The 26,236-nt window shown below is 67.3% G+C and carries 26 protein-coding genes and 2 tRNA genes; 5 read left to right on the top strand and 23 right to left on the bottom strand.

Annotated features, from left to right (window positions below):
- Positions 1-31 precede the first annotated feature (31 nt).
- The 8 genes from FVA74_RS12970 to FVA74_RS13005 are packed head-to-tail and all read right to left on the bottom strand — an operon-like array spanning position 32 to position 6,220.
- Complete coding sequence (locus tag FVA74_RS12970) at positions 32-460, bottom strand: hypothetical protein (protein WP_147722893.1); 429 nt, start codon at positions 458-460, stop codon at positions 32-34.
- Positions 453-953 (bottom strand): hypothetical protein, encoded by a 501-nt coding sequence (locus FVA74_RS12975; protein WP_147722894.1) that lies wholly within the window; start codon positions 951-953, stop codon positions 453-455. Before FVA74_RS12975 ends, FVA74_RS12970 begins: the two co-directional genes overlap by 8 nt.
- Positions 950-1,855, bottom strand: coding sequence for an IclR family transcriptional regulator (locus tag FVA74_RS12980; RefSeq protein WP_187266507.1), 906 nt, complete (start codon positions 1,853-1,855; stop codon positions 950-952). The genes FVA74_RS12975 and FVA74_RS12980 overlap by 4 nt, the downstream gene beginning before the upstream one ends.
- The gene (locus FVA74_RS12985) at positions 1,852-2,814 is read right to left on the bottom strand and encodes a dihydroorotate dehydrogenase (RefSeq protein WP_168220139.1); all 963 of its coding nucleotides are present in this window, start codon (positions 2,812-2,814) and stop codon (positions 1,852-1,854) included. The genes FVA74_RS12980 and FVA74_RS12985 overlap by 4 nt, the downstream gene beginning before the upstream one ends.
- A gap of 11 nt (positions 2,815-2,825) precedes the next feature.
- Positions 2,826-3,569 carry an ABC transporter permease gene (locus FVA74_RS12990; protein ID WP_206022636.1) on the bottom strand — a complete coding sequence of 248 codons (744 nt, stop codon included), beginning with the start codon at positions 3,567-3,569 and terminating at the stop codon, positions 2,826-2,828.
- Positions 3,570-3,588: 19 nt separating this feature from the next.
- Positions 3,589-4,620: an ABC transporter substrate-binding protein gene (locus FVA74_RS12995; RefSeq protein ID WP_147722897.1), complete on the bottom strand. Its 1,032-nt coding sequence runs from the start codon at positions 4,618-4,620 to the stop codon at positions 3,589-3,591.
- A gap of 47 nt (positions 4,621-4,667) precedes the next feature.
- A complete protein-coding gene (locus tag FVA74_RS13000; protein ID WP_147722898.1) occupies positions 4,668-5,474 on the bottom strand; it encodes an ABC transporter permease in 807 nt (268 codons plus the stop codon).
- The gene (locus tag FVA74_RS13005) at positions 5,471-6,220 is read right to left on the bottom strand and encodes an ABC transporter ATP-binding protein (RefSeq protein ID WP_147722899.1); all 750 of its coding nucleotides are present in this window, start codon (positions 6,218-6,220) and stop codon (positions 5,471-5,473) included. The genes FVA74_RS13000 and FVA74_RS13005 overlap by 4 nt, the downstream gene beginning before the upstream one ends.
- 292 nt (positions 6,221-6,512) lie before the next feature.
- Between FVA74_RS13005 and FVA74_RS13010 the strand changes: the two genes are divergently transcribed.
- Positions 6,513-7,292 carry a nucleoside phosphorylase gene (locus FVA74_RS13010; RefSeq protein WP_206022637.1) on the top strand — a complete coding sequence of 260 codons (780 nt, stop codon included), beginning with the start codon at positions 6,513-6,515 and terminating at the stop codon, positions 7,290-7,292.
- A 115-nt stretch (positions 7,293-7,407) separates the two neighbouring features.
- Positions 7,408-8,241: a DUF4190 domain-containing protein gene (locus FVA74_RS13015; RefSeq protein ID WP_147722901.1), complete on the top strand. Its 834-nt coding sequence runs from the start codon at positions 7,408-7,410 to the stop codon at positions 8,239-8,241.
- A 112-nt stretch (positions 8,242-8,353) separates the two neighbouring features.
- On the opposite strand, the gene FVA74_RS13020 is transcribed toward FVA74_RS13015, so the two are convergent.
- The 4 genes from FVA74_RS13020 to FVA74_RS13035 form a co-directional block, all read right to left on the bottom strand.
- Complete coding sequence (locus FVA74_RS13020; RefSeq protein WP_147722902.1) at positions 8,354-9,274, bottom strand: carbohydrate ABC transporter permease; 921 nt, start codon at positions 9,272-9,274, stop codon at positions 8,354-8,356.
- Positions 9,274-10,215: a carbohydrate ABC transporter permease gene (locus FVA74_RS13025; RefSeq protein WP_147722903.1), complete on the bottom strand. Its 942-nt coding sequence runs from the start codon at positions 10,213-10,215 to the stop codon at positions 9,274-9,276. The genes FVA74_RS13020 and FVA74_RS13025 overlap by 1 nt, the downstream gene beginning before the upstream one ends.
- Before the next feature lie 12 nt (positions 10,216-10,227).
- Positions 10,228-11,487, bottom strand: a complete 1,260-nt coding sequence (locus FVA74_RS13030) for an ABC transporter substrate-binding protein (protein WP_147722904.1) — start codon at positions 11,485-11,487, stop codon at positions 10,228-10,230.
- Between the two features lie 181 nt (positions 11,488-11,668).
- Positions 11,669-12,820 (bottom strand): FAD-binding oxidoreductase, encoded by a 1,152-nt coding sequence (locus tag FVA74_RS13035; RefSeq protein WP_147722905.1) that lies wholly within the window; start codon positions 12,818-12,820, stop codon positions 11,669-11,671.
- Between the two features lie 124 nt (positions 12,821-12,944).
- Here FVA74_RS13035 and FVA74_RS13040 point away from each other — a divergent pair, with 124 nt between their 5' ends.
- A complete protein-coding gene (locus FVA74_RS13040) occupies positions 12,945-13,961 on the top strand; it encodes a hypothetical protein (protein ID WP_147722906.1) in 1,017 nt (338 codons plus the stop codon).
- 1 nt (position 13,962) lies between these two features.
- Here FVA74_RS13040 and FVA74_RS13045 read toward each other — a convergent pair whose 3' ends face one another.
- The 6 genes from FVA74_RS13045 to serS form a co-directional block, all read right to left on the bottom strand.
- On the bottom strand, positions 13,963-14,307 hold the full coding sequence (locus tag FVA74_RS13045; protein WP_147722907.1) for a DUF6804 family protein: 345 nt from the start codon (positions 14,305-14,307) through the stop codon (positions 13,963-13,965).
- 191 nt (positions 14,308-14,498) lie between these two features.
- A tRNA-Ser gene (locus tag FVA74_RS13050) sits at positions 14,499-14,587 on the bottom strand.
- A 59-nt stretch (positions 14,588-14,646) separates the two neighbouring features.
- Complete coding sequence (locus tag FVA74_RS13850; RefSeq protein WP_304610599.1) at positions 14,647-15,924, bottom strand: LCP family protein; 1,278 nt, start codon at positions 15,922-15,924, stop codon at positions 14,647-14,649.
- A 28-nt stretch (positions 15,925-15,952) separates the two neighbouring features.
- Positions 15,953-16,040 (bottom strand) — tRNA-Ser (locus tag FVA74_RS13060).
- A 129-nt stretch (positions 16,041-16,169) separates the two neighbouring features.
- The gene (locus FVA74_RS13065) at positions 16,170-17,066 is read right to left on the bottom strand and encodes an HAD family hydrolase (RefSeq protein WP_240792248.1); all 897 of its coding nucleotides are present in this window, start codon (positions 17,064-17,066) and stop codon (positions 16,170-16,172) included.
- A complete protein-coding gene (serS, locus tag FVA74_RS13070; RefSeq protein WP_147722909.1) occupies positions 17,063-18,331 on the bottom strand; it encodes a serine--tRNA ligase in 1,269 nt (422 codons plus the stop codon). The genes FVA74_RS13065 and serS overlap by 4 nt, the downstream gene beginning before the upstream one ends.
- A 43-nt stretch (positions 18,332-18,374) precedes the next feature.
- On the opposite strand from serS, the gene FVA74_RS13075 reads away from it, so the two are divergent.
- The gene (locus FVA74_RS13075) at positions 18,375-19,349 is read left to right on the top strand and encodes a diacylglycerol kinase family protein (RefSeq protein WP_240792249.1); all 975 of its coding nucleotides are present in this window, start codon (positions 18,375-18,377) and stop codon (positions 19,347-19,349) included.
- 91 nt (positions 19,350-19,440) lie between these two features.
- On the opposite strand, the gene FVA74_RS13080 is transcribed toward FVA74_RS13075, so the two are convergent.
- From FVA74_RS13080 to pheA, 4 genes are all read right to left on the bottom strand, one after another.
- Positions 19,441-20,622 (bottom strand): NADP-dependent malic enzyme, encoded by a 1,182-nt coding sequence (locus FVA74_RS13080; protein WP_147722910.1) that lies wholly within the window; start codon positions 20,620-20,622, stop codon positions 19,441-19,443.
- 254 nt (positions 20,623-20,876) lie between these two features.
- Positions 20,877-21,992, bottom strand: a complete 1,116-nt coding sequence (gene rlmC / locus FVA74_RS13085; RefSeq protein WP_147723234.1) for a 23S rRNA (uracil(747)-C(5))-methyltransferase RlmC — start codon at positions 21,990-21,992, stop codon at positions 20,877-20,879.
- 32 nt (positions 21,993-22,024) lie between these two features.
- Positions 22,025-22,534: a hypothetical protein gene (locus tag FVA74_RS13090; RefSeq protein WP_147722911.1), complete on the bottom strand. Its 510-nt coding sequence runs from the start codon at positions 22,532-22,534 to the stop codon at positions 22,025-22,027.
- Positions 22,535-22,579: 45 nt separating this feature from the next.
- Positions 22,580-23,527, bottom strand: a complete 948-nt coding sequence (gene pheA / locus FVA74_RS13095; RefSeq protein ID WP_147722912.1) for a prephenate dehydratase — start codon at positions 23,525-23,527, stop codon at positions 22,580-22,582.
- A gap of 35 nt (positions 23,528-23,562) precedes the next feature.
- On the opposite strand from pheA, the gene pgm reads away from it, so the two are divergent.
- The gene (pgm, locus tag FVA74_RS13100) at positions 23,563-25,221 is read left to right on the top strand and encodes a phosphoglucomutase (alpha-D-glucose-1,6-bisphosphate-dependent) (RefSeq protein WP_147722913.1); all 1,659 of its coding nucleotides are present in this window, start codon (positions 23,563-23,565) and stop codon (positions 25,219-25,221) included.
- 79 nt (positions 25,222-25,300) lie between these two features.
- Here pgm and FVA74_RS13105 read toward each other — a convergent pair whose 3' ends face one another.
- Positions 25,301-26,137 carry a M15 family metallopeptidase gene (locus FVA74_RS13105; protein ID WP_168220140.1) on the bottom strand — a complete coding sequence of 279 codons (837 nt, stop codon included), beginning with the start codon at positions 26,135-26,137 and terminating at the stop codon, positions 25,301-25,303.
- Positions 26,138-26,236: the final 99 nt, after the last annotated feature.

Below are 26,236 nucleotides of genomic sequence, written 5' to 3' on the forward strand. Positions count from 1 at the left end.
CTCCAATGGGATGCGGCTCTGCGCCGCGCAGTCAATTGAGGGCGACGAAGGGGGTCTCGCCTACGTCGGCGGCGCGACCCTCGATCGCGGCGGCGAGCACGAGTTCATGCCCGCGCTCGCCCAGCATGGTGGCGATGGATGCGATTGGCGTCTCGGAGGTGAATGTCGACGCGACGAGCATGCCGCGGGTGCCAGCCTCGAGCTGCGGGTCGACACTGATGAGTCCGAGGTCGAGCGATACGACCGCTCTGGGGACTCCGAGCGCACTCGCAACCGCATGTGCGAGCACAATGTCATCGCCCGCCCAGCTGAGCACGAGGGACGGGCTGTGCTCACGCGCCCTGTCAGCGATGGCCGCGCCGAGCAGCTGGACAGCGGCGGGGTCGAGAGCCAGCTCGAGCCTGCGCGTCTCTTCGCCGTCCACCGCGATGGCGGCGATCTGCGCCGTGATGTCAGTCATTGGGATTCTCCTTCGTGAGTGGTGTCACTGGGCCATTTCGCAGCGGCCACCGGGTGATGAGTGGCTCACAGTCATGTGCGTCGGATGCACCGGGGACGACGCTGAGCCGCTGGGCAACCTCGAACGCGGACAGCCAATCGGGGTCTCGACGCTCCCCGTCGACCGAGATGACGACAACCGTCTCGCCCCGGTGCCTGGCGCCGAGGCTCGTTCCGTCGGGCTGCACCGCGCAAAAGGGCAGGCCCGTTGCGAGTGAGACAGCGCTTCCGAGCACGCTCGCACCCGGCCCGAGCGCGATGACCCGGTCGACATCGCCCGCAACGCGAGCGGCCATCTCGGATGCCACCCGGCGGAGGATCGAGGGACGCATCATCCATCCGTCGACGGGCACATCCGGGGTCGGCCACACTGCCGCGAGGTCATTCGCGAGCTCGCGGAGCCGGAGGGCTTCGGGCCGATCAACCAGGTCGGGATAGGGGTGCGCGTTGCTCATGGTGCCTTTTTCATCGTGGTGCCGTTGTCGAAGGGGTTGTCTGAGTCCCCGCCCGAGTAGAGGGCGAGCAGCTCCTCGCGCGTGGGGGTCGCAATGGGGCCGGCGTACCCCTGCGCTCTCGAGAGCGCCTCCGCCGCACGCATCACGATCTCGGTGTAGTCGGCGCGGCGCTCGATCGTCTCAACCCTGCCCGCGGCGGCCGCGAGCGCTATGCCGCACTCCACGTGCCCGGCGGCGTCGTACACAGGGGCGGCAACGGCCCAGACGTCATCGTCGAGTTCGCTGCGGCATACGTCGAAGCCACGTCGGCGGGCCGTGGCGAGATGGTCGATGAGCTGGTTGACCTCGCGCACGGTTCCGCGGGTGAAGGCCTCGAGCTGGTGGCCGGTGAGCAGCGCCTCGACGAGCGTTGGGTCCTTGTGCGCGAGCACGATGCGGGCGGATGCCGCCGCGTGCAGCGGCATCTCCTGGCCGACTCGCACAAAGAGACGAAGCGGATGGCGCGACTCGACCAGCGCAATGCACACGACCCGGCTGTCGACCATGCGGGTCAAGAAGACGGTCTCTCCGCTGTCGCGCCCCGCCACAAGGAGAGGCTCAGGCGGCGCGATGAGGTACGAGTCAAACTGTTGGTGGTAGCCGAGCGCGAGCGCCGACGGCCCCAATGAGTAACGCTTCGTCTGCGGCGAGCGCTGGACGAAGCGCTCGCTCTCGAGGGTGCGCAGCAGGCGATGGATGCTGCCGAGCGGGATGTCGAGCTCCCGGTGCAGTTGCTGCAGCGTCAAGCCCTCGCGGCGGTCGCTCAGGGCAGTGAGCACCGAGAGCGCCCGCACAACGACGTGCATGGGCTTCTCGTCGGACCTCAGGTTCTTCTCGACGGGTTCTGCAGCGGCCGCGATCATGGCCCCTCCTCCAGCTCAAGCAACATGTGGAGGTCGGAGGCCCCGGCGCGTGCGCAGCGTTCCTGCAGCTCGCGCGCTATTGCCACCATCGCGAACGGCGTACCGAAGTTCGCCGTGCCGATCTGGACCGCCGTCGCCCCAACCGAGATGTAGTCAAGCGCATCATCCGCCGTTTCGATACCGCCGCAGGCGATGACCGGGATCTCGACGGCGCGAGCAGACTGCCACACGAGCCGGGTGACGATGGGGCGGATGGCAGGACCAGAGAGCCCTCCCACGACGTTGCCGAGCGCGGGCACGCGTCGGCCACCCCGGCGCAGCAGCGGGAGCGACGGAACGGAGTTCGAGACCGCGACCGCGTCGGCTCCCCCGGCTTGCGCGGCGAGCGCGCTCTCGGCAATAGACGCCACCATGGCCGGCAGTTTGACGATGAGGGGCCGAGCGGTGACCTGCCGCACGGCACTCACGACCTGGCGCACCGCCTCCGGGTCGGCGCCGATGTCGGTGCCCTCTCGGTCGAGGTTCGGGCATGAGACGTTGAGTTCAAATGCGTCCCCGGCGTCGCCGAGCGCTTCGACAAGGGGCGCGTACTCGTGCACACGGTGTCCGCCGACGCTGATGATCGTCGGGGTGTCGAGGGCCGCGTATTGGGGGTGCAGTTCCTCGAGGTACCCCTGTGGGCCACGGCTCGGTATCCCGACACTGTTGACCATGCCCGCCTCGATCTCGGTGAGCCGGTGCACGGGGTTTCCGCCGCGCGAGTCATGGAACACAGTCTTGGTGACCGCGGCACCGATCTCAGAGCTCGGGATGAGCCGTCCGAGTTCCGGACCGAAGCATCCGGATGCCGGCATGACTGGGTTACGTAGGCGAAGCGACCCGATCGACACCCCGAGGTCTACCGCGGTCTGCGGCCGGGCGGCGATGAAGTCCCGACGCGATGCGGGAGCCGTCGTCATGCTGTGGAGTGTCATTCGTACCGCCGGGTGACCTTCTTCTCGACGAGCCCGACCAGGGCCCAGAGCACGTAGCCGATGAGCGACAGGAGGATGAGGGCGACCATGACGAGCCGGATGTCGTCGTTGTCCTGCCCCTGCTTCTCGAGGTACCCGAGACCTGCGGTCGCACCGATGAACTCGCCGATGACGGCCGCCGTCACACCCGCGAGGAGTCCGATCTTGAGTCCCGCCGCGATCGCGGGGAACGTGAAGGGGAACTCGATGCGGAATGCGCGGCGGAGCGGACTCATGCCGGTGATCTTCGCGAGGTCGCGCATGGTCGGCGGGATCGCCTGCAGGCGCGCGAGCATGTTGATGAGGATCGGATAGAAGACCACGAGCGCCACGAGCGTGATCTTCGACTCGATGCCGAGACCGATCCACAGCACGATGAGCGGCGCGATCGAGATCTTGGGGGTGACCTGGGCGACGACGATGATCGGCATCAGCAGGCGGTTGATCCAGGGCACGTGGTAGAACACCATCGCCAGCACGACGCCGATCACGGCGCCGATGGCAGCACCCTGGCCGACCTCAGCAAGGGTCTGGGCGGTGTGCAGCTGCAAGGAACCCGAGTTCCAGAGCCCGACGGCGCGGTCGACGACCTCGCCGGGAGACGGCAGCAAGTACGCCGGGATGTCGGAGAGCTCGGCGAGCGCCCACCACCCAGCGATCCCGAGGGCGAGCGAGGCCCCTCCCACAAGGAGAGGCCTCACCCGCTCAGCGTTCGAGATGTTAGAGGTCACCGGGCTCAACTACCAGGGACTCGGCGTCGAATGCCTCGCCGATCAGACCGAACGACACCTGGGCGTCGATGGCCGCCTGCCAGCGCTCGAGGTTGGCGTAGCCGAAGCCGTGCTCCTTGGTCCCCTCCGACTGCCAGAGGTCGGCGATGTAGACATCGGCGAGCACCTTGGCGATCTGCTCCTCTTGGCCAGCGAAGCTGTCGGCGTACTTCTTGATGACGCTCGCCGTCGACTCCTCGGTGTTGTCGATCACGTACTGGATGCCCTTGTCGAGCGCTGCCACGAACCCTGCAACCGCCTCCGGGTTCTCCTCGCGGAACGAAGGGCTCGAGACGAGCACGTTGCCGAAGGACGGAAGGAACTCGTCAGCGAGCAGCTGGCCAACGGGGAAGCCGGCGCTCTCGAGCGCGAAGTAGCGCAGGCGCGAGAACGCGATCGCGTCGACCTCACCGTTCTGGAGTGCGGCGACGATCGCGCCGGTGCCGACCGTGACGACCTCAACGTCGGCGAGCGTGAGGCCAGCATCCGTCAGCATCGCCTGCAGCTGGATGTAGTTGGGGCTGCCGAGGTCGGTGACGGCGATCTTCTTGCCCGCCAGGTCCTCAGGAGCGTTGATCGGGTTCGTCTCCTCGTTGAAGAGCACCGCCCCAATGCCCTGCTGGTAGGTCGTGTGCACGACCTCGACGTCGACGCCGTTGGCCTTCGCCGTGATGACCGAGTCGCCGTTGGGGAACCCGAATTCGACGTTGCCCGCGGCGACATTCTGCAGCACGCTCGATGCCTCGGCGTAGGTGAACTCGACGTCCAGACCCTCCGCCTCAAAGTAGCCCTGCTCGACGGCCTCATAGAGAGGCGCGTAGTAGGGAACCGCCGACCCGTCGATCTGGATGGTGACGCTCGTGAGCTCGCCATCCTTGTCAGCGTTAGCAGCGTTGTCGGCGGGGCTGCAGGCTGCAAGCGTGGCCACGGTGGCCACACCCGCAACCACGGCGAGTGGCCGACGGAGCGAAGTGAACTTCATTGATGGTGCCTTTCGTTTCTCGTGGTGCGTAAGGAGGTTGAGTCTGGTCAGTGGCTCCTGCGCCAACGCAGGAGCCGCTTCTCGAGGAGTCCAATTGCTCCGAAGCCGGCGAGGCCCGCCAGGACGGTGAGCAGCACCGCGGCGATGAGCATCGGGGTGTTGTAGGAGCTGTTGCCGAGCACCATCAGGTAGCCGAGGCCGACCTGCGCGGAGATGTACTCGGCGAGAAAGGCCCCCGTCATGGCATCGATGATCGCGATCTTCGCGCCCGACATGAGTTCCGGCATCGAGCCAGGGAGCTGCACGGTGCGGAAGTAGCGCCAGCGGCTCATCCCCAGCAGCCGACCGAGCGTCTCGACGTCGGACGAAATCGACTCCAGCCCGAGGCGCATCGACACCATCATGGGGAAGAACGACAGCATGAGGATGAGCACGAGCTGCGATTCGAATCCGAGGCCGAACCACAGCACCAGGAGTGGTGCGATCGCGATCTTCGGAGCGGCCTGCAAGACGACGATGTACGGCGCGGCGATCTCGCGAGCCCACCGGGACGCCCAGAGCACGTAGCCGAGCACCATGCCGATGACGATGCCGCCCACGAAACCGATAAGGATGTTCCGCACCGTGTAGAGCACATTGCCCCAGAGGAGGCCCTGCTCACTCATGGTGACGAGGGATTGCCAGACGGCATCCGGTGCCGGGAGCAGGTACACGGGCACGTCAGCCAGCGTGACGTAGAGGTGCCACACCCCGACGATGACGAGAAGGTACGCAAGTGTCACCAGGAGGTGACGGAGCGCGGGTGAGGCGGCGCGCGCGGCGGCGGCCTGCGTAGTGGCGACTGCCTGGGTCATGCCAGCTGTCCGCGGAGCATGTTGGCGAACTGTGCGAATTCGGGGAGTTCCCGCGTGGACTGGTCACGGTCGCGCGAGAGCGGCACGTCGTGGATGGCCCGGATGCGACCGGGACGCGGGCTCATGACGACGACCCGGTCTGCCAGGTATGCCGCTTCTTCGACGCTGTGGGTGACGAGCACGATGGTCTTCTTCGTCTGCTCCCAGATACGCAGCAGGTCGTCTTGGAGGCGGTCGCGCGTGATCGCGTCGAGCGCACCAAACGGCTCGTCCATGAGCAGGATGCGCGGGTCATAGGCGAGGGCCCGCACAATCGAGACGCGCTGGCGCATGCCGCCGGACAGCTCGGAGGGGTACGAGTTGGCGAAATCCCCGAGTCCGACCATCTGCAACAGTTCGCTGACACGAGCGTTGATCGCGGTCTTGTCCATCCCGCTCGTCTCGAGTCCGAGTGCGACATTGCGCTGGATGGTGCGCCATGGCAGCAGGGCGTGCTCCTGGAAGACGTAGCCGATGTCACGGCCTGCCTTGGGCGGCGTCTGCCAGGAGATGTCGCCCTGGTAGTCGGTGTCGAGGCCGGCGATCATGCGCAGCAGCGTGGATTTGCCGCATCCACTCGGCCCGATGAGGGCGACGATCTGGCCGTCCTCGATGTCCAGTGAGACGTTATCGAGTGCCGTGACGTCTTGACCCTTCGCAGCGCGGTAGACCTTCGTGACATCGGTGATCGCGAGAAATTTGCTCATTGCCGTCCTTGGGCGCTGCGTGCGCGGAGCCGACCTTCCGGCGTCGCACTCTTGATAATTTCTTTCCGTTTTACGGAAAGAAGCTTTCCGACAACGTGTTGGAAGTATCGGGGAGCTTCTTCATCCTTGTCAAACGCACTACGCCGCGTTTCACCCTCAAGTTACGGGGTTGTAAATAGTTCTGCGGAAACGGTCGCTTGGATGCCCGCGAGTCACAGGGGCGTACTGCGGCCCTTTAGAGTGATTTGCAAAAGATATGTTTCCGCGACGCGGAAGTTGGATCGGAGGCACCGTGGCGGTACGAACTGCAGCAGACCCGTGGCTTGGCGGACTCCCCCCGCACATCCCCACGGATGGCCGACACCTGCCGCCCGTCTGCCTCTTGCCCGGGGACCCCGCACGCGTCGACATGGCGGCACACGCCCTCGATGACTTCGAACTCGTGGGCAGCCGCCGCGAGTACCGACTCGCCGTCGGCACGCGCCATGGCACCGACATCGCCGTCTGCTCCACCGGGATCGGGGGACCGTCGACCGAGATCGCCATCGTCGAACTCAGCAGACTCGGGGTCAGCACCTTCATCCGGGTCGGCGGCATGGGGGCAACCCCCCCATCCATCACTCCTGGCACGATCACGAACGTGCGGAAGGCCCTTCGCGACGGCGGGGCAGCCCGCTTTTACACGCGGGATTCCGAGCCCATCACGGCGCACCCCGAGGTCAGTGCAGCGCTCGACCTCGCAGCACAGCGGGCGAACGAACGCCTCACACCCATCACAGTGCTGTCATGCGACTCGTACTATGTGGGCGAAGGCCGAGCGCTCCCCGGCCTGGAGGACGTGGCAGCCCAACGACTCGAGCACGTGAGCCGACTCGGCGCAGACGCGATGGACATGGAGTGTGAGACGGTCTTCGCCGTCGCCCGCGCCCTCGGCCGGCGCTACGGTGCCGTGCTGGCAACACACGGCAACCGCGCGACCGACGAATGGCTCGAGGACTACGAGCCCGTGCAGCGGCGCATGCTCGACATCGCCTGCGACGCCGCCGTGGAGCTCTCCGCGGTGGCCACGTAGCGAGCGCTTCTCCTGCGCGTCCAGCCGGGGTCGCGCGTCGACCGCGCTTTCGTGGAACTGGAGTAGGCGAGGCGATCGGTCAATCAGCGTCGGTGGCATCCGCCAGTATATGAGGATGACTAATTTGCACAGCGGGGGCGCGGAACAGACCGGCGTCCCCATCCCGGCATCGTCCTCCGCCACCACGGCTCCCGCCGCCAAGACCCCGGCAGGGCTGGCAATCGCCGCCCTGGTGGTCGGCATCGTCGCATTCCTCACCGGTCTCGTACCGCTGCTCGGAATCGTGCTTGGCATCGCCGCGGTAGTCCTGGCAGTGCTGGCACTCGTCAAGAAGCAGTCCAAGGGTTTTGCGATCACAGGCCTGGCGCTTGGAGCCGTTGCGGTGATCGCATCCCTTATCGCCACCCTCGTGGCGGGCGCATTCACGGCTGCCACGATCAGCGCGGTCGACGAGATCGTAAAGCAGGCGGAAATTACCACCGAGAGCAGCGAAGAAGAGCCTGCTTCCAACGACGGGGCCGCCGGCGCTGAGGGTACGCGCGAGAACCCGCTTCCCCTCGGCTCGACGGTCAGCTCAAGCGACTGGGATGTGACGGTCCTTGCTGTCCATACGGAGGTCGCAGACCAGGTCGCGGCTGCCAACATGTTCAACGAACCCGCACCAGAGGGATTCCAGTACGTGATGGTGGAGGTATCTGCTGCGTACAAGGGAGCAGAGGAGGGCATGTCGGCTTTCGTGAGTGTTGACTATGTGACCGCCGACGGCGCTGTCATCAACACATGGGACACCACAGTCGTGCCCCCAGAGCCGGTCTTCGGCCGTGCATCCATGTATGCGGGCGCAACCGATGCAGGCAACCTGGTCTTCGCCGTCCCGAGCAGTCTTGATGGGCTCATCCGCGTGACACCGGGGGTCATCGCGGACGACGCATTCTTCGCTATCAACTGAACAATCTCCTACCAAGAGCGAGGGCCCCGGAAGCACCCGGGGCCCTCTTCGTTTGGTTGCGCTCTGCAACCTAGGAACGCGAGCCGCGACATCCGCTCGCCCACTGCCGCGCTCAGCCCTTGACGGCGCCCTGCGTGACACCCTCCATCACCCAGCGCTGCGTGAAGAGGTAGACGATGATCGCGGGGGCCATGGCCATGAGGTACGACGCGAAGGACACGTTGTAGTTGTTGCTGAACTGCGTCTGGAACATGTCCTGCACGACCGGCAGGGTCTGCAACGCCGGGTCGGAGATGATGAGCGAGGGCATCATGAAGTCGTTCCAGGAGGCGAGGAACGCAAAGATGCCGACCGTCGCGCTCATGGGCGCGAGCAGCGGGAAGATGAGCCGCCAGAACGTCTGCCACGTGGTCGCCCCATCGATGCGCGCGCTCTCCTCAAGCTCGTCGGGGATCGAGCGCAGGAACGCCGTGAAGAGCAGGATGCTGAACGACAACTGGAACATGATGTGCAGCAGCGCCACCCCGGCAGGGTTGTCGAGCCCCGCGAGCCCGGTGAGCTGGATCTGCGGCAGCGCCACGACCGGGAACGGCAGGAACATCGCCGCCAGGAGGTAGAAGAACGACCACCGGAACAGGCGCCGATCCCAATTGCGGGTGATCGCGAAGGATGCTGCCGCCGCAAGGATCACGGTGCCAGCGACCGTCACCACCGTGATGAGCGCCGACACCGTGAACGCGACGGGGAAGTCGGTCAACTCCCATGCCTGCACGAAGCCGTCGACGCTGAACGGCGCAGGCAGCGCGAAGGCGTTGCCGTCGACTGCCTGTCCCGTCGTCTTGAACGACATCGCGATCGTCACATAGAGCGGCACCAGCACCGTGAGTGCGCAGAGGAACAGGATGATCGCGCCAGGCCAGTTCACGCGCTCCGCACCGACACGTCCTCGGCCCCTCGAGGGCACGCCCCCTGGTCGCTCCGGGTCGATCGCGTTGGCTTCCCGCGCCGCCACAGCGGGTTGCGTCTGGGTCATCAGAGCACACTCCTTCCCCGCGTAACCCGCAGTTGCGCGAGTGCGATCACGACCGCGATGACGAAGAAGATGGCGGCATTCGCCATCTGGTAGGCGTAGTCGCCGCTCGTGAAGCCCGTCACGATCGTCATCGCGATCGAGCGCGTCGCCGTGCCGGGCCCGCCATCGGTGAGACCCACGATGATGTCGTAGGCGTTGAGGTAATTCTTGAAGCCGAGGATCACATTGATGACGACGTAGCCCGCGACAAGGGGCAGGGTGATCCTGAAGAACTGCTGGCGTTTGCCCGCCCCATCGATCTCCGCCGCCTCGTAAACATCCCCCGGAATGGACAGCAGGCCAGCGATGTAGATGAGCAGGGTCCCCGGGATCGCCTGCCACGCCGTCACGATCACGATCGCGAGCCACGCCAGGTCGGGATTGGCGAGGATGCTGTCCGACAGCCAGCCAACCCCCATCGCCGCACCCAGCTCCGGCACCGAGTTGGAGAAGAGGAAGTTGAAGACGTAGGCGATGACGATGCCCGAGATGACCATGGGGATCACGAAGACCGTGCGCAGCGCCGTCTTGAAGCGGATGCGCGACACCAGCAGCACTGCCAGGAACAGCGCGATCACGTTGACGAGCACGACCGTGACGGCCGCGAAGCCGAAGGTGAAGCCATAGCTGGCCCAGATCGCCGGGTCGGAGAACACGGCGATGTAGTTGGTGAAGCCGATGAAATCCCAGTCCCCGAACCCGATCGAGTTGGTGAAGCTGAAGAAGATGCCGATGACGGCGGGCATCGTGATGCAGAGCGTGAAGAGGATCAGCGCGGGCAGGAGGAACGCGTAGTACACCGGGTCGACCGCACGGCGCCGGCCCGCCTTGCGCGACCTGAGGGTGCGGACATCGCCAGTCGAGGCATCCGGAGTCGTGATCGCGGTGGTGCTGCTCGTCATCGTGCCACTCCCCTACTGGCGCAGCGCGAGCCGCGCCCATTCCTGGTCGAGACGGCGGAGTGTGCTGTCGACGCTGCCGCCCGTGATGAGGCCCTGTAGGAGGTTGTCGATCGGGATGGTCAACGGCACCGCCTTGGTGACGCCCTGGTAGAAGCGGCCGTCGTCGTAGTAGGGCTGCATGGCGAGGATGCGCTCATCGGTCGCAGGGGCGGCATCCGTCGTCGTGCCGAAGCCCAGGAACTCGGCGTTGTACTCGTCCATGACCTCCTGCTGCATGATGTAGCTCAGGAATTCCCGCGCGCCCTCCTTCTGCTGCGACGACTCCGGGATCCACGCGGCCAGGTCGATGTTGACGCGCACCTTGAGGTCGTCCGGGTTGTCGGTCATCGGCAGGGGGAAAGTACCCAGCTTGAGCTGGTCGTCGGTCTTCGCGATCTCGCCGAGGGCCCACGGCCCCTGCAGGTACATGGCCGCCTCTCCCTTGGCGAAGGCGAGGTTGCCGTCGCCGTAACCGCGGCTGGCGGCATCCGGGTTCGCGTGCTCGGCCAGCTGCATCATGCGCTCGGCCGGCTCCTTGAGGGTCTCCTGGAACGACACCTCGGAGTCGGGGCCGATCTCCGTGCCGAGCTCGTTAATCTCTTCTACGAACGGCGCGACGTCGACCATGCCGCCGACCGAGTAGTCGAACCAGCCCTGGCCGATCGACCACGGTTCCTTGAACGTTCCGTAGAAGGGGGTGACGCCCGCCGCCTGGAGCGTGTCACAGACGGCGAGCAGCTCTTCCCAGGTCGTCGGCACCTCGAGGCCGTTCTGTTCGAAGATGTCGACGTTGTAGATGACGGATGCCGCCATCACGGAGTACGGCAGCACGCTCGTGCGGCCGGGGTAGGTCGCGTACTGGTCGACGAGTTCCTGCACGTCGGGTCGGATGCGCTCCGCCTCGGGCATGTCGCCCAGGTCGCTGAGGGCACCGCGCTCCATGAAGCGCGCCATCTCCATGTTGTAGTTCAGCAAACCCAGGTCGGGCGGATTGCCCCGGAGGAACCCCGCCTGCAGGTTGGATGAGGTGTCGAAGACCACTTCGACGTCATCCTGCGAGTCGTTGTATTCCCTGATCAAGTCGCGGAAGTACGGGATCGCCTCGGGCTTGCTCAGGTGGAAGCGCACCTCGGCGGGGCCGCCACTCGAGCACCCCGACAGAACCCCGCCCGCAAGCACGAGGGCCACGACTGCAGCGCCTGCACGAAGCAGGCGGCGAGGATGAGTGGCCACGGCATCCTCCGCTCTGCGCCACCCACGGTGGCGTCGCTTGCCCGGATGCTACGTCCGAAGCCACCCGTCGGGGCTGGGAGTTTTCTGCTTCGGCCAGCGCGCCGTGCGCAGCATTGGGGGCCGCGCGCATGTTCTAGCGTGTGCACTGCTACCAAACACGCGCGTGGCTGAACGAGGGCGGCTACGCGCTCTCGCTGAAGCGCGCCGCGTCCCACTCCGGCGCGATCTCGAACGCCGGCTCCTGGATGCCGCGCACGGCGTCGGCTGCGAGGCGGCCGATCGCCGGGGAGAGCTGGATGCCCGAGCCACCGGCGCCGAGCGCGCACACGACTCCGGATGCCGCGGGGTGCGCGCCCACGATGGGCTGGTGGTCGGGCGTCATGGGGTAGATGCCCTGCCAGCTGCGGTCGAGCTCGAGGTCGTCGGCGTTGCTGAGGCGCTCCGCGAGGAGTTCGACGATGCGCTCGAGCACGTCGTCACCGACCGAGCGCAGGAGCACGTCTGGGCTGACCGCGTCGCCGATGACCTCTTCCGTGTGGAGGCCGGCGATGAGGTGCTGCGTGCCCTCAGAGCGGAAATAGACACCGTCGACACCCGAGCCGGGGATGTAGTCCATGACGAAGGGCGTGGGGGTCTCGAACTCGGGCACGCGCACCGTGACGGCGCCGTGGAGCATGGGGAGCAGCGGGACGGGGGCGCCGAGCATCTCACCGATCACGCCCGCGTGGGGGCCTGCCGCGTTGACGACGACGTCGGCCTCGTACTCGCCCGCTGCGGTCGTGATGCGCCATACGTCGTCGCCGTCGCGGGTTGCCCCCGTGACCTCCTGGCCGGTCTTGACCGTGCCGCCCTGCGAGCGCACCCACGCGGCGAGGTTCTGGCAGACCTCGAAGCCGTCGACGAAACCGTCCCAGGTGCCGAGGAGGCCCCCGATGAGACCCTCGGTGATGATCTGGGGCCAGCGGGTGGCGATGTCCACGGCGCTGAGGATCTCGACGTCTTCGATGCCGAACTCGCGCTGGATCGCGATGCTCTCGCGGAAGCTCTCCATGTCGGCCTCGGTGCGCGCAAGCCGGAGGTAGCCGCCGTGCGTGAAGGTGAGGCCCTCCTGCTCGAGCTGGGCGTAGTGTTCACGCCCGTAGGCGCGCACCTCGACCGTGGGGCGCGTGAAGTACTGCGTCTCGACCATGCCGACCGAGCGACCGGAGGAACCGTCACCGGGGTGCGCCTTGTCAAGCACCGTGACCTCGATGTCCGAGTGCTGGAGGAGCTCGCGAGCCGTGAACAGCCCGAGCACACCTGCACCGATCACGACGACCCGCTGCTTCGACATTGTTTCTCCTCGTGCCTGCTGCGCATCACGCGCGATCTAAAACGACAGTACTGTCGTTTTAGATTATGCGCCTGAGTCGGGCCGCGGTCAATCTGATGGGCACATCCCATGCCAAGCTGTCGGAATGGGGGCGACACGCAGGCGACGAACCTGGGCTGGCATGCTCGCGCTCGCGCTGGTCGCGGGAATGAGCTCGTGCGCGCCGGGCGCGCAATCCGACGTGTGGCTCGCCGAACCCCTCACCTATGAGTCCGCCACGGAAGGCAGCCAAGAGTCCAGGCCAACGGATGTCACCTACGTCATGCACGTCGTCACGAATGACACCGACGGCGGCTTCTGGTCTGCATCGAGCGGATCCTGGCTGCACATCGACGCCAACGGCGAGACGGTCCGCCGATTCAACGACTTCGAGTCACCCACGCCGAACCACCTGGCCGCCGCGTCGCCCACCCTGCTGCTCGCCGCCGTCGGCGCGCCTCTCCTCAGCACACCCCACCCGCCCGGCCTCTACCGCATCGACACCACCACCAAGAGATGGGAGCGCCTGCCGGTGACGGCCACCCGCGTCGGGGCTATCGCGACAGACGGCGAGCGCATCACATACGTCGATTACGCCGACGAATATCCGCTGCCCGACGGCAGGGGCGGAACCTACACAATCCGGCAGGTCGACGCCTCAGGCGAGCAATCGGTCCTCCTGGCAGCAGACCCGGCGAGGCTCGCCTCCGACACGCGCCTCGCGACGGATGCCTCGGGCCTCCTGTGGGTCGCAACCGAGACGAACGTCTTCACGGTCGCCGCGGACGGCACGGTCACCCCGGTTTCGACACACTCGACGAGTGTGCCCGTGCTGGCTGTGAACGCTGGGGGCTCCGCGATCGTGGCGGCCGATGCATCCGACACCGAGATCCCGTGGCGGCTCTCGGGAGGCAGCCGCGACGCGCGATCGATCGTGGAGCATTCGCAGGGGCGCCCGCTCGCCGTCGTGCGGAACGGTGGCGAGAACGCGGTGCTCTCGTTCGCGGCCAACGCGGTCGCCGCCGTATGGCTCGATGACGAACGGCTCGTTGCCGTCATCCCCGGCAGCGGTGATGAAGCGGTGCTGCTGCGCGTGCGGGTTCCGGAGGCCCCCGCCGACTAAGTCAGCGTTCGGCTGTGCGCACGCTCTTAATGAGGATGCCCGCCGCGATGAAGAGTGCGCCCGCGAGCGGTTGCGCCGCCGTCCACCAGGTGCCGGAGAAGTCGAAGGGCCACACGGGGTTCCACAGCACGGCGACGACCGCGAAGACGGCCGTCCACCACCACTGCCCCGCCTGCCACGCGAACCACGCCACGACGAGCGCGAGGATCGCCACGATGAAGCGGATGATGAAGGCACCCGTGCCCTCAAGGAACAGCGGCGACACGAGCAGCGTGACGGCCGCGAGGAGCCCGGGGGCGAGCGCATTGCGCTGGAAGTTTGGCTGGGTCTGCGATGAAGCGGGCATGGGACAAGTCTCGCCTACCAGCGGTGGTGCACGTGCTCCGCGAAGCCCACGATGCATCCGCGCTGCCTTCTCTCATCACCGCGGCCGAATGTCCAGGCGCAGTGACGAAAAAGGCAGCGCTGATACGCCGGAGCGGGCGGCGGACGCGAAAACCCCCGGTAACCAGGAGGTTCCGGGGGTTTCGATTTGCGCGGAGACGAGGGGATTTGAACCCCTGGTCCCCTTACGGGGACTCCACCTTAGCAGGGTGGTGCACTAGGCCGGACTATGCGACGTCTCCAGTTGCTCGACCCATCATAGCGGCATGCGGGCGAGACTCCGATTCACGCCCGGAGCGGGTTAGTGCCGGTTGACCTTGGCGCAGGTGTTCTGTGCTGCCGACTGGCCGAGGAGGCCCTTGATCGCTTCGGGCGCGGCGGGGGTCGCCGGATCCGTGGGGGTCGCAGGGTCAGCGGGGGTTACCGGATCCGTCGGCGTCGCAGGGTCAGCCGGCACCTCGGGCGTCCCGGGATCGGTGGGAGCCTCGGGCTCCGTCTCGACCGAACCGCGGCCCGTCTCAGACGGGATGATCGGCTCGTCGTTCTGGAGTTTCTCCATGAGCTCCTCCGCGACGGACTTGATCGGCGCGACCTTCCCCTCATAGACGCCGCCGACGCCGGTCGTGCTCGGGTACTGCACGAAGGTGATGCGGTCGAGGCTCATGTTCCTGAACACGCTCGCCATCGACACGAGCGTCGTGACGTTCGTCATGCTGTTGGAGAGCGTCATGTTCTGCGTGGCCGCGTTCGCGAGTCGGTAGATGGTGGTGGGGTCGTCGAGCACGCCCTCAGACGTCACCTTTCGGGCGAGGGCCGAGAGGAAGACCTGCTGCGAGCTGATGCGGCCGAGGTCGCTGCCATCGCCGACCCCGTGGCGGCTTCGGAGGAAGGCGAGCGCGTCGTGGCCGACGAGGGTCCACTCGCCCGCCGTCGGCAGGTTGATGCCCGAGAGCCGGTCGACCATGGGGCCGGTCGTGCAGACGGTGACGCCCCCGACCGCGCTCGACATGTAGACGACACCGGTGAAGGTCGTCATGGCTGCGTACGGGATCTCGAGGCCCGTGAGCTCCTCGACCGTACGCACGACGCAGTTGAGGCCGCCGTGCGAGAGCGCGACGTTGATCGGCTGAGCCGACATCGAAGGGAGGCGGCCTTCGCCGTCCTCACGCTGGCACGCGGGAATCGGCACGACGAGGTCGCGCGGGAAGCTGACCGCGGTCGCGTTGCTGTGGTCCTCCGACACGTGCACGAGGATGTTGACGTCATTGAGGCGACCCTGGCGGTCGCGACATCCGCCCTCTGCCTCGCACTCGTCACTGCCGACGATGAGCACGTTGAACCCACCCTCGGCCGCACCGATCGCGGGCGGCGGGGCCTCATCCTCGCCCTCCAGCGCGACCGAGGTGATGCTCGACTGCAGCTGCTGCACCGTCAGGCCCGCGACCGCGAGACCGCTGACGAGCACGACGACGAGGGATGCGCCCACGAGCTTGAGCAGGCCGACAAGCGTTCCGGATGCGCGCAGGCGTCCGTGACGTGCAATCACGCTCGGCGCTGCACGTGGCGTCGTTCGGGTCACGCTGTCTCGCCTCCTGCAGTTCTGGCAATGGCGGAGGGCGTGGGATTCGAACCCACGAGGCATTGCTGCCCACTGGTTTTCAAGACCAGCTCCATCGGCCGCTCGGACAGCCCTCCCGGAGTCTCCCCCGACGGCCGATTCTAACGGATGCCCGGCGGAACGCTACCGGCGGGTTGAGTAAGCCCGCCACGGCTGTATCGAAACCGGGGTGCGACCGCTAGGTTTCGATGCGCTAGGTGCGCTCGTTACTCAACCCGCGCGAGGGCCGACGCCAGGCCGTCTTCGTCGTCACGGCCGGTCAGTTCGTTCGCCGCCGCCTTGACCTCCTCTGGCGCCTGGCCCATCGCGACGCCGCGTCCCTGCACTGCGGCCCACTCGAGCAGCTCGAGGTCATTACGCCCATCACCGACCGCGATGATGCGGGACCGTGGCATGTCGAGCCACTCGCGGACACGCTCCATGCCGGTCGCCTTGTTGACGCCGTCGGGGGCGATGTCAAGCCAGGCGGTCCATCCGATGTTGTAGCTCACCTTGTGCAGGCCGATCTCCTCGACAATGCCCAGGAACTCCTCCTGCCCGTGCTCGAAGGAGAGCACGACGACGCGGGTGGCCTCCACGTCGAGCAGTTGCTCGAACTCGACCTGCTCGCTTGAGATGCCGAGGGACGCGTTGGGAAAGTCGCCGACATAGCGGTAGTGGCCGTGTTCATCCTCGACGGCGAAGCTCGCGCCCTCGAGTCGGTCGTGGATCGCAGTGAGCACGCCGGTGGGGTTGAAGGTCTCGACGTGGGCGCGCGTGTAACCGAGCGGGGCATTCGGGTCTCGGCGCATCGTGACGGCACCGTTCGAGCACACGAGGTACTCGGGCGCGATCTGCAGCTGCTCCACGACGGGGAGCGTCATCGACACCGCCCGACCGGTCGCGATCATGACCTCGTGCCCGGCATCGCGCAGGCGTGCCACCTCGGATGCGACGGCGGGAGTGATCGTGCCATCGGCGAGCATGATCGTGCCATCGACATCGAGGGCGACGAGCCACGGGGCATCCGTCGTCGGGGTCAGCGTCCGCGCGGTGGCGGTCGCGGGCGCGTCGGGCGCGGGAATCGAGTCGGGAACGTCCTGCTGCTTCACGGGGTCGGTCACTGCTTGATCGGCTCCATCGTTTCGAGGCCACCCAGGTAGGGGCGCAGCGCCTCAGGCACGCGCACCGACCCGTCGGCCTGCTGGTGGGTCTCAAGGATCGCGACAAGCCAGCGGGTTGTGGCGAGGGTTCCGTTGAGGGTGGCGACCGGCGCCGTCTTGCCCGACTCGCCGCGGGAGCGGATGTCGAGGCGACGCGCCTGATACGTCGTGCAGTTCGAGGTGCTCGTGAGCTCACGATAGGTGCCCTGCGTCGGCACCCACGCCTCGATGTCGAACTTGCGTGCCGCGCTTGAGCCGAGGTCGCCGGCCGCGACGTCGATCACGCGGTAGCTGAGCTCGCACGCCTGCAGCATCTGCTCCTGGAAGCCAACGAGCCTCTCGTGCTCAGCTTCCGCATCTTCGGGCAGCGCGTAGCTGAACATCTCCAGCTTGTTGAACTGGTGCACGCGCAGGATGCCGCGGTTGTCCTTGCCCGCAGACCCGGCCTCGCGGCGGTAGCAGGTAGACCAGCCCGCGTAGCGCATGGGCCCGCCCGAGAGGTCGATGATCTCGTCGGCGTGGTAGCCGGCGAGCGCCACCTCGCTCGTGCCCGTCAGGTAGAGGTCGTCGGCGGGGAGGTAGTAGATCTCGTCGGAGTGCTCACCGAGGAAGCCCGTGCCTGCCATGACCTCGGGCCGCACGAGCGTCGGCGTGATGAGCGGCACGAAGCTCTCCGCGATGGCCTTGTCGAGGGCCATGTTCATGAGCGCGAGCTCGAGCCGGGCACCGATGCCGCGCAGGAAGTAGAAGCGGCTGCCCGAGACCTTGACGCCGCGCGGGATGTCGATCGCGCCGAGCAGTTCGCCCAGCTCCGCGTGGTCGCGGGGCTCGAAGTCGAATCTCGCCTTCTCCCCCACCTCCCGCAGGGTGACGAAATCCTCCTCGCCGCCCGAGGGCACACCATCGATGATGGGGTTCTGGATGGCGCCCGCCAACCTTGTGAACTCGGCCTCGGCATCCGCCGTTACCGCCGCGAGCTCCTTGACTCGGGCCGCCATCTGCTGCGCCTTGGCAAGCAACTGCTGCTTTTCGTCGCCCTTCGCCTGCGCGACCTGCTTGCCGAAGGCCTTCTGCTCGGCACGCAGCGACTCCGACTCGGAGATGGCGCTGCGGCGACGCTGGTCGGCGGCGAGCGCCTCATCGACCAGCTCGACGGATGCGCCGCGCGCTCGCTGGGAAACTCGGATGGCGTCGGGGTTCTCACGAAGCAGCTGCGGGTCAATCACCCTCCCAGTCTATTCGGGCGTGTCATGACGTAGCTTGGGAGTCGTGGCAACCTCAACTCGACGCGCGGCCGTCGTCTACAACCCCATCAAGGTCGACATCGAGGCACTCCGCGAGGTAGTGGCGATGGTCGAGCAGCAGGCGAATTGGGAGGAGACCCTCTGGTTCGAGACGACGGTCGATGACCCGGGCATCGGGCAGACCAGGGAGGCCGTCGCCCAGGGCGCGAGCGTCGTCATGGCGGCCGGCGGTGACGGCACCGTGCGCTGCGTAGCCGAGGGACTCCACGGCACGGATGCCCGGCTCGCCCTCCTCCCCTCCGGCACGGGCAACCTTCTCGCCCGCAACCTCGACCTCACCCTCGACAACCTCGAGCACTCGGTCGGCGCGGCATTCTTCGGCAAGGACCGTCCCATCGACCTTGGCCTCGTCGAGGCAGAACGTGAGGACGGCACGCGCGACAAGTTCGTCTTCGTCGTCATGGCGGGCGTCGGTCTCGACGCGCAGATGATCGCCAACACCAACCCCGAGCTGAAGAAGAAGGTGGGCTGGCTCGCCTACGTCGACGCCATCATCCGCTCACTTCGCGGCAACACCCGACTGCGCATGCGCTTCAGCGTCGACGACTCCCCCGCCCGTGCGATGTCGGCGCACACGGTACTCATCGGCAACTGCGGATCGTTGCCCGGCAACATCCTGCTGCTGCCGGAGGCCGCGATCGACGACGGCATCTTCGACGTCGTCGCGCTCCGGCCCAAGGGGCTCTTCGGCTGGGTCCAGGTGTGGATCACGATCGTGTGGGAGAACGGCGTGCTTCGCCGAACGCAGGTCGGCCGCAAGCTCCTCAGCTACACCAGGGAGGTGCGCACCATGCGGTACATGAAGGGCTCGACCTTCGTCGCGCGCCTCAGCCGCCCCGAGGAGTTCGAGCTCGACGGTGACGAGTTCGGCAAGGCCGTCGCCCTCCGTGCCAAGGTCGACCCCGGAGGCCTCACGGTGCGGGTGCCCGCCGACGCGTGACCTTACTAATTCAGGAAGGCGCTCTTCCTTGCTGAATTAGGGAAGCCGGCTCCTGAGTTGTGAAAGCGTGCTCCCGCAAGGAGGTCGACGTTCAGGCCTCCGGCACTGCCGCCTTCTGCACAGCGGATGCCACAGCATCCGCCACCCGCGGGTCGAGCGGCGACGGCACGATGTAGGCGGCCGCGAGATCCTCGCCCACGAGATCGGCGATCGCGTTCGCCGCGGCGAGCTTCATGGCGGGCGTGATGCGGCGAGCGCGCGCGTCGAGGGCACCGCGGAAGATGCCGGGGAACGCGAGCACGTTGTTGATCTGGTTGGGGAAGTCGCTGCGACCCGTCGCCACGACCGAGGCGTAGCGGGACGCGACATCCGGAAGCACCTCGGGGTCGGGGTTCGAGAGGGCGAAGACGATGGCACCCTCGTTCATGCCCTCGAGGTGAGTCTCGTCGACCTTCGCGGAGGAGACACCCACGAAGGCGTCGGCCCCCTCGAGCGCTTCGCGTGTGCCGCCCTCGAGTTGGTTCCGGTTGGTGATGGATGCGTAGTGGGACTTGATGCCGCCGAGGTCGGCGCGCGACTTCGAGATGATGCCCTTCGAGTCGAGCAGCACGACGTCGCCCACGCCCGCCGTCAGGAGTGCCTCCCCGATCGCGATACCAGCGGCACCCGCGCCGCTGACAACGACCCGCATGGCGGAGAAATCCTTGCCGACGACACGCGCCGCGTTCGTGAGGGCCGCGAGCACGACGACCGCCGTGCCGTGCTGGTCGTCGTGCATGACGGGGCAGTCGAGCGCCTCGATCAGCTTCTCCTCGAGCTCGAAGCAGCGGGGTGCCGACACATCCTCCAGGTTGACGGCGCCGAAGCTGGGGCGCAGCCGCACGAGCGTCTCGACGATCTCGTCGACGTCAGTCGTGTTGAGCACGAGCGGGATCGAGTCGAGGCCGCCGAACTCGCGAAACAGCGCGCTCTTGCCCTCCATGACGGGGAGGGATGCCGCGGCGCCGATGTCACCCAGGCCGAGCACGGCCGTGCCATCCGAGACCACGACGACCAGCCGCGACGCCCAGGTGTGGGTCGCGTGCATGCCGGGGTCGTTCGCGATCGCGCGGGAGACCTTCGCGACGCCGGGCGTGTACGCGATCGACAGCTCGCGCTTGCTCGTGAGGGGCATCCTCGAGACGACGGAGAGCTTGCCTCCCTCGTGGGCGGCGAAGATCTCGGCGTCGGTGATGTCGGTCGTGCTGGTGTTGATGACGGCGTCAATGGTCATGGAAGTCTCCTCAGAAGACATGGAGCGAGAGGGGCGTGTGATGGCGGCGACAGTGAGCGCGATGTGCCAGAGAATCGAAGCCCTCCGGTCGGGCCTGTGGGCCTCGCCGGAGCTCCGTGCCCGCGGTCCTCAGTGAAGTGCCGTGGGGCGTTCCAGGTATTGCACTCTACCCGATCCCCCGCTTTCACAATTCAGGAAGTCGGGTGTGCAACTCCTGAATTGGGAGAGGCCACTCCTGAGTTGGGAAAGCGGCGTCAGCGCTCGAGGCGCACGATGACCTCGTAGTGGCCCGTGTGCGGGAACATGTCGAGCACCCGCGCCTGGCGCGCCGTGAACGACGGCATCTGCGTGAGGTCGCGCGCGAGCGATTCTGCGTTGCAGCTGGAGTAGATGACCGTCCGCACCCGCGACGACTCCAGCATCTGCGCCAGGTCAGGGCCGATGCCGCGACGGGGCGGGTTGACGATCACGAGCTCGGGGGCGTCGGCACTGTCGTCGAGCGCGAAGGCCGCGGCATCCATCGCCCTGAACCGGGCGTCGATTCCGGATGCCTCCGCGCTCGCCTGCGCCGCGACGACCGCCTCCTCGCTCACCTCGACCCCCACGACGGTGCGGCCCGGCGCCGCGCAGTGGAGGGCGAAGCCGCCCACCCCGCAGTACAGGTCCCACACGCTCGCGGGAGCTGCGGCATCCACCCACTCGGCCGCCTGCGCGTACAGGGCGCGCGCGACCTCGGTGTTCGTCTGGAAGAAGCTCCGTGTGCGCAACTGCAGCTCGACGACCCCGAGCCGCATGGGGAGGAAATCGCGCTCCGTGAGCACGATCTCCTCCTCGCCCTCCAGCACGGCCTTGTGCTCCGGGTGGATGTTGACGGATGCCACGGCGAGCCGCGGGATCGCCTCCTGTAACCAGTCTAGGTGGTTACGCACGACCTCCACCGCGCTCTCGTGGGCGACGACGATGCGGAGCATGAGCTCGGCATCCGGCGACACCGTCACGATGAAGTACTTGAGCATGCCGCGGCGACCCGGCACGTCGTAGGGGTCCAGCCCGGAGCGAGTCACGAACTCGGCGAGCGCGGGAAAGCTCGACGCGAGCTCCTCGGGGTAGAGCGGGCAGTCCCGCAGGTCGACACCGGCACCGCGGCGGTCCAGGATGCCGAGGGTCGGCTCGGCGACGGAGCCGCCGACGACGAGTTTCGCCTTATTGCGGAACCCCGCTTGGGCGCTCTGCACGGGCGGCAGCCACTGGATCGCCGGGTCGAGCAGTGCACGCACCCGCTGCTGCTTGGCCGCGAGCTGCACGGCGTAGGGCTGGTCGAGCAGGGAGCAGGAGCGGCAGCGGTTCGCGTCGAAGTGGTGGCAGTCGATCGCGACCGAGCGGGTCACCGTCGTCGCCGTCATCAGGAGTCGGGATGCCGCTGCGCTGCGATCGCGCGCCGACGCCACGCGGCGGCGTGCCAGAACAGGAGGCCGAGGATGCCGAGCAGCCCGATGCCGATGACCGGCCCGGCGAGCTGGTTGATGACCGCGATGAGCATCATCTCGATCGGCCGCCCGTTGCCATTCCAGATCGGCGACATGTCGGAGTAGGTCCACGTGATTGCCCGCACACCGCCTACTGTCAAGGCCAGCGACAGCACCCACAGCACGACGATGAAGGGGTTGACGCGCGGCTCGCGCTCCTCGATGGCGCCCTCGGTTCGCGCCGTCGGGGCGGCCGCATCCGGGGCCGCAGTCACCTCCGAGGGATTCGCCGCGGCGACAGGCTGGCGTGCTGCGACCTCGTGGGAAGCGGCGCCCACCGACCCGGCCCCGTCACGACGTGCCTCGGCCCGCGTCTCGCCACCACCCGCATAGCCGCGCTGGAACACCGCGGGAAACCTCGGGTCCACGCCTGGTTGCTCACTCATGAGTGCCTCCCCCTCGTTGTCGTGCGCCGCGGCATCCGCTCGGCCCTAGTCGTCCGGCTCGCCCGCGATGAGCCCGCGCAGCCAGTCACGGGCCTCGATGAAGGCGGTGTCTTCGTAGCGCGTGATAACGGCGGGGCGCTTGCCGTCGGCCGCCGGGTACGAGCCCAGGAAGATGACCCTGGGGCTGAAACGCTTGAGGCCGAGCAGGGCGTCGGCGACCCGCTCGTCGAGGATGTGCCCCTCCAGGTCGATCACGAAGCGGTAGCGGCCGAGGGCGTCGCCGATGGGCCGCGACTCGATCAGGCTCATGTTGACGCCGCGGGTCGCGAACTGCTCGAGCATCTCGAGCAGGCGCCCCGCCTTGTCGTCGGGGAGTTCAGCGATGATGCTCGTCTTGTCGGCACCCGTGCGCGGCGGCACCGGCGCCGTGCGGCTCACGAGCACGAAACGGGTCACCGCGTTGGGGTTGTCGCCGATGTTCTCGGCCAGCACCGACACGTCGTAGTGCTTGCTGATGCCGGGCGGGGCGATCGCGGCATCCGCAAGTTCGTTGTCGAAGAGGGATGCCGCCGCCGCCACGTTCGAGCTCGCCGGGATGTGCGCGTGCCCGGGGAGGTTGGCGCCCAGCCAGCGGCTGCACTGCGCGAAGGCGACCGGATGCGCGTTGATGACCTTCACGTCGGAGAGGGGCGTGCCCGGCCGGGTCACCAGCACGAAGTTCACGGGCACGAGGTATTCGCCCACAATGCGGAGCCCCGGCATGGTGGCGAGCGCATCCTGGGTGGCGCTGACGCCACCGTCGATCGAGTTCTCGATCGCGATCATGGCGGCCGTGCTGCGCCCCTCGAGCACGTCGGCGAGCGCCTCGCCGGCGTTGTTGACCGGTCGCCAGTTCTTGCCCGCCGCCTCAGGCACCTGGGCGAGGGCTGCCTCCGTGAAGGTGCCGGCCGGACCCAGGTAGCTGAAGGTCTCATGTGAGCTGGTTTCGGGCATGCCCAAGAGTCTATTTGTGGGACAGTGTTGTGATTATGAACAACCGCGCCGGAACCCCCGCCGACGCTGACGACCTCGTGAACGTCTCCGAGCTCATCAGCGCGTACTACAGCATCACCCCCGACCTCACCGACCCGGCCCAGAGGGTCGCCTTCGGCACCTCCGGCCATCGCGGCTCCTCGCTCGACGGCTCCTTCAACCAGCAGCACATCGCCGCCATCACACAGGCGATCGTCGACTACCGCCGCTCGCAGGACATCACGGGTCCGCTCTACATCGGCCGTGACACGCACGCCCTCTCTCGGCCGGCCGAGACCACCGCGCTCGAGGTGCTCGTCGCCAACCGCATCGACGTCCGGGTCGACGCCTACGCCGACTACGTGCCGACCCCCGCGCTGTCGCACGTGATCCGCCGCTACAACGGCTCCGGCCCCATCGTGCGCGGCGGCGTCAACCGCGGCAAGGGCAGCGGGCCTGGCTTCGCCGACGGCATCGTCATCACCCCGAGCCACAACCCGCCCCGCGACGGCGGCTTCAAATACAACCCACCCCACGGTGGCCCGGCCGACAGCCAGGCGACCAACTGGATCGCCGCCCGGGCCAACGAACTGCTCGAAAACAACAACATCGACGTCAAGATGGCGGAGCCGAGTGGTGTCAAGACCTACGACTTCAGGGGCTTCTATGTCGACGACCTCGCGAGCGTCATCGACATGGATGCGATCCGCGACGCGGGCGTGAGCATCGGCGTCGACCCGCTCGGCGGCGCGAGCGTCAACTATTGGAGCGCCATCCAGGAGCGCTACGGCCTCAACCTGACGGTCGTGAACCCGGTCGTCGACCCGACGTGGTCGTTCATGACCCTCGACTGGGACGGCAAGATCCGCATGGATCCGTCGTCGCCGTCGGCCATGGCATCCGTGCTGAAGCACAAGGACGAGTTCGACGTCCTCGTCGCGAACGACGCCGACGCCGACCGGCACGGCATCGTCACTCCGGATGCGGGCCTCATGAACCCCAACCACTTCCTCGCCGTTGCGATCGAATACCTCTACACGCACCGGCCCGACTGGTCGGCGGATGCCGCGATCGGCAAGACGCTCGTCTCGAGCAGCATGATCGACCGCGTCGCCGAGTCGCTGGGCCGCAGGCTCGTCGAGGTACCGGTCGGCTTCAAGTGGTTCGTCGAGGGTCTCGTCGACGGCAGCATCGCCTTCGGCGGCGAGGAGAGCGCGGGTGCCTCCTTCGTGCGTCGTGACGGCACCGCCTGGACGACCGACAAGGACGGCATCCTGCTCTGCCTGCTGGCGGCCGAGATTCGCGCGGTCACCGGCAAGTCGCCCTCGCAGCTCTACGCCGAACTGGTCGAGCGCTTCGGCGAGCCCGCCTACGAGCGCACGGATGCCGCGGCCACTCCCGAGCAGAAGGCCAAGCTCTCCAAGCTCAACGGCGACGCCATCACGGCCACGGAACTCGCGGGCGACCCAATCACGGCCAAGCTGAGCGAAGCGCCGGGCAACGGTGCTGCGATCGGCGGGGTCAAGGTCGTCACCGAGCGGGCCTGGTTCGCGGCCCGGCCGAGCGGCACCGAGAACGTCTACAAGATCTACGCCGAGTCCTTCGCGGGCCCGGAGCACCTTAAGCAGGTGCAGGAGGAGGCCAAGGCGATCGTGGACGCGGTGCTCGCCGACTAACCCCTTTCCCAACTCAGGAGTTTCCTTTCACAATTCAGGAGGTCCTGAATTGTGGAAGGAAACTCCTGAGTTGGAAGGGCTAGACGCCTGGCGGGTAGTCGGGTGCGGGCGGGAGCCCGAAGAACTCCTCGAGCGTGGGGGTGCCGATCGCGTGCAACTCGGCCGCGAGGTCGAGCCCGACATAGCGGTAGTGCCAGGGCTCGAAGATGTAGCCCGTGACATCCGTCGCCCCCTGGGGGTAGCGCAGGTGGTAGCCGAAGCGCCACGCGTTCTCGGCGAGCCAGATGCCCTCTGGGGTCGTGGCGAAGCACTCCTGGATCGTGCAGGCGCCGTTGGCGGCCATGATGTCGGCGGTGAGGCCCGTCTGGTGCTCGCTGTAGCCGGGCATGGCGCTCTGGGCTCGCGCGCGCTCCTTGCCGAGCTGGCCGACCAGCCGGTCGTGGAGTGACACCTGGGTCGCGTAGGAGCGATAGGCGTTCTGCACCACGAGCGTCAGTCCGGCTTCAGCGGATGCCGCTGCGAACATCTGCTCCATGGCGGCCGCCGCCTCGGCACGCAGCGGGGCGCTGCCGGGCACGTTCGCCTGCACGAGGTCGGCGGGCGCGTAGTCGATCGGCGCGAGCGGCCTGAGCTTGTTGTTGACCACCCAGATGCTCGCGGGGTCGTCGATCGAGCGGGCGCCGCGGTTGAAGAAGGTCTTGGGCTTGTCTGGCTGCGGGGTGGGGGCGAGCGAGGGAGAACTGCTCGGCGACGCGGATGCCGCGGGTGCGACGGTGTGATCGGGCGCAGGTTTCGCCGCCCACCACACGGTGCCGGCGAGGGCTGCTGTGACGACGGCGACCGCGAGAGCGCCGACGATGGCGCGGTTGCGTCGCACGCGCGCGCTCGGCCCGGTCGACGGTCGCTCTGAGGTCATGCGGCCAGTGTATTGGGCGGCCCCCATGGGAGCGCTCCCAAGAATTTTCACCCCTCTGACCTGCAGTTTTTCCAGCTGAGGTGAATCCACGGTTGACAG

This window comes from Salinibacterium sp. dk2585, assembly GCF_008001035.1.
In the GTDB taxonomy this organism is placed as follows: domain Bacteria; phylum Actinomycetota; class Actinomycetes; order Actinomycetales; family Microbacteriaceae; genus Homoserinimonas.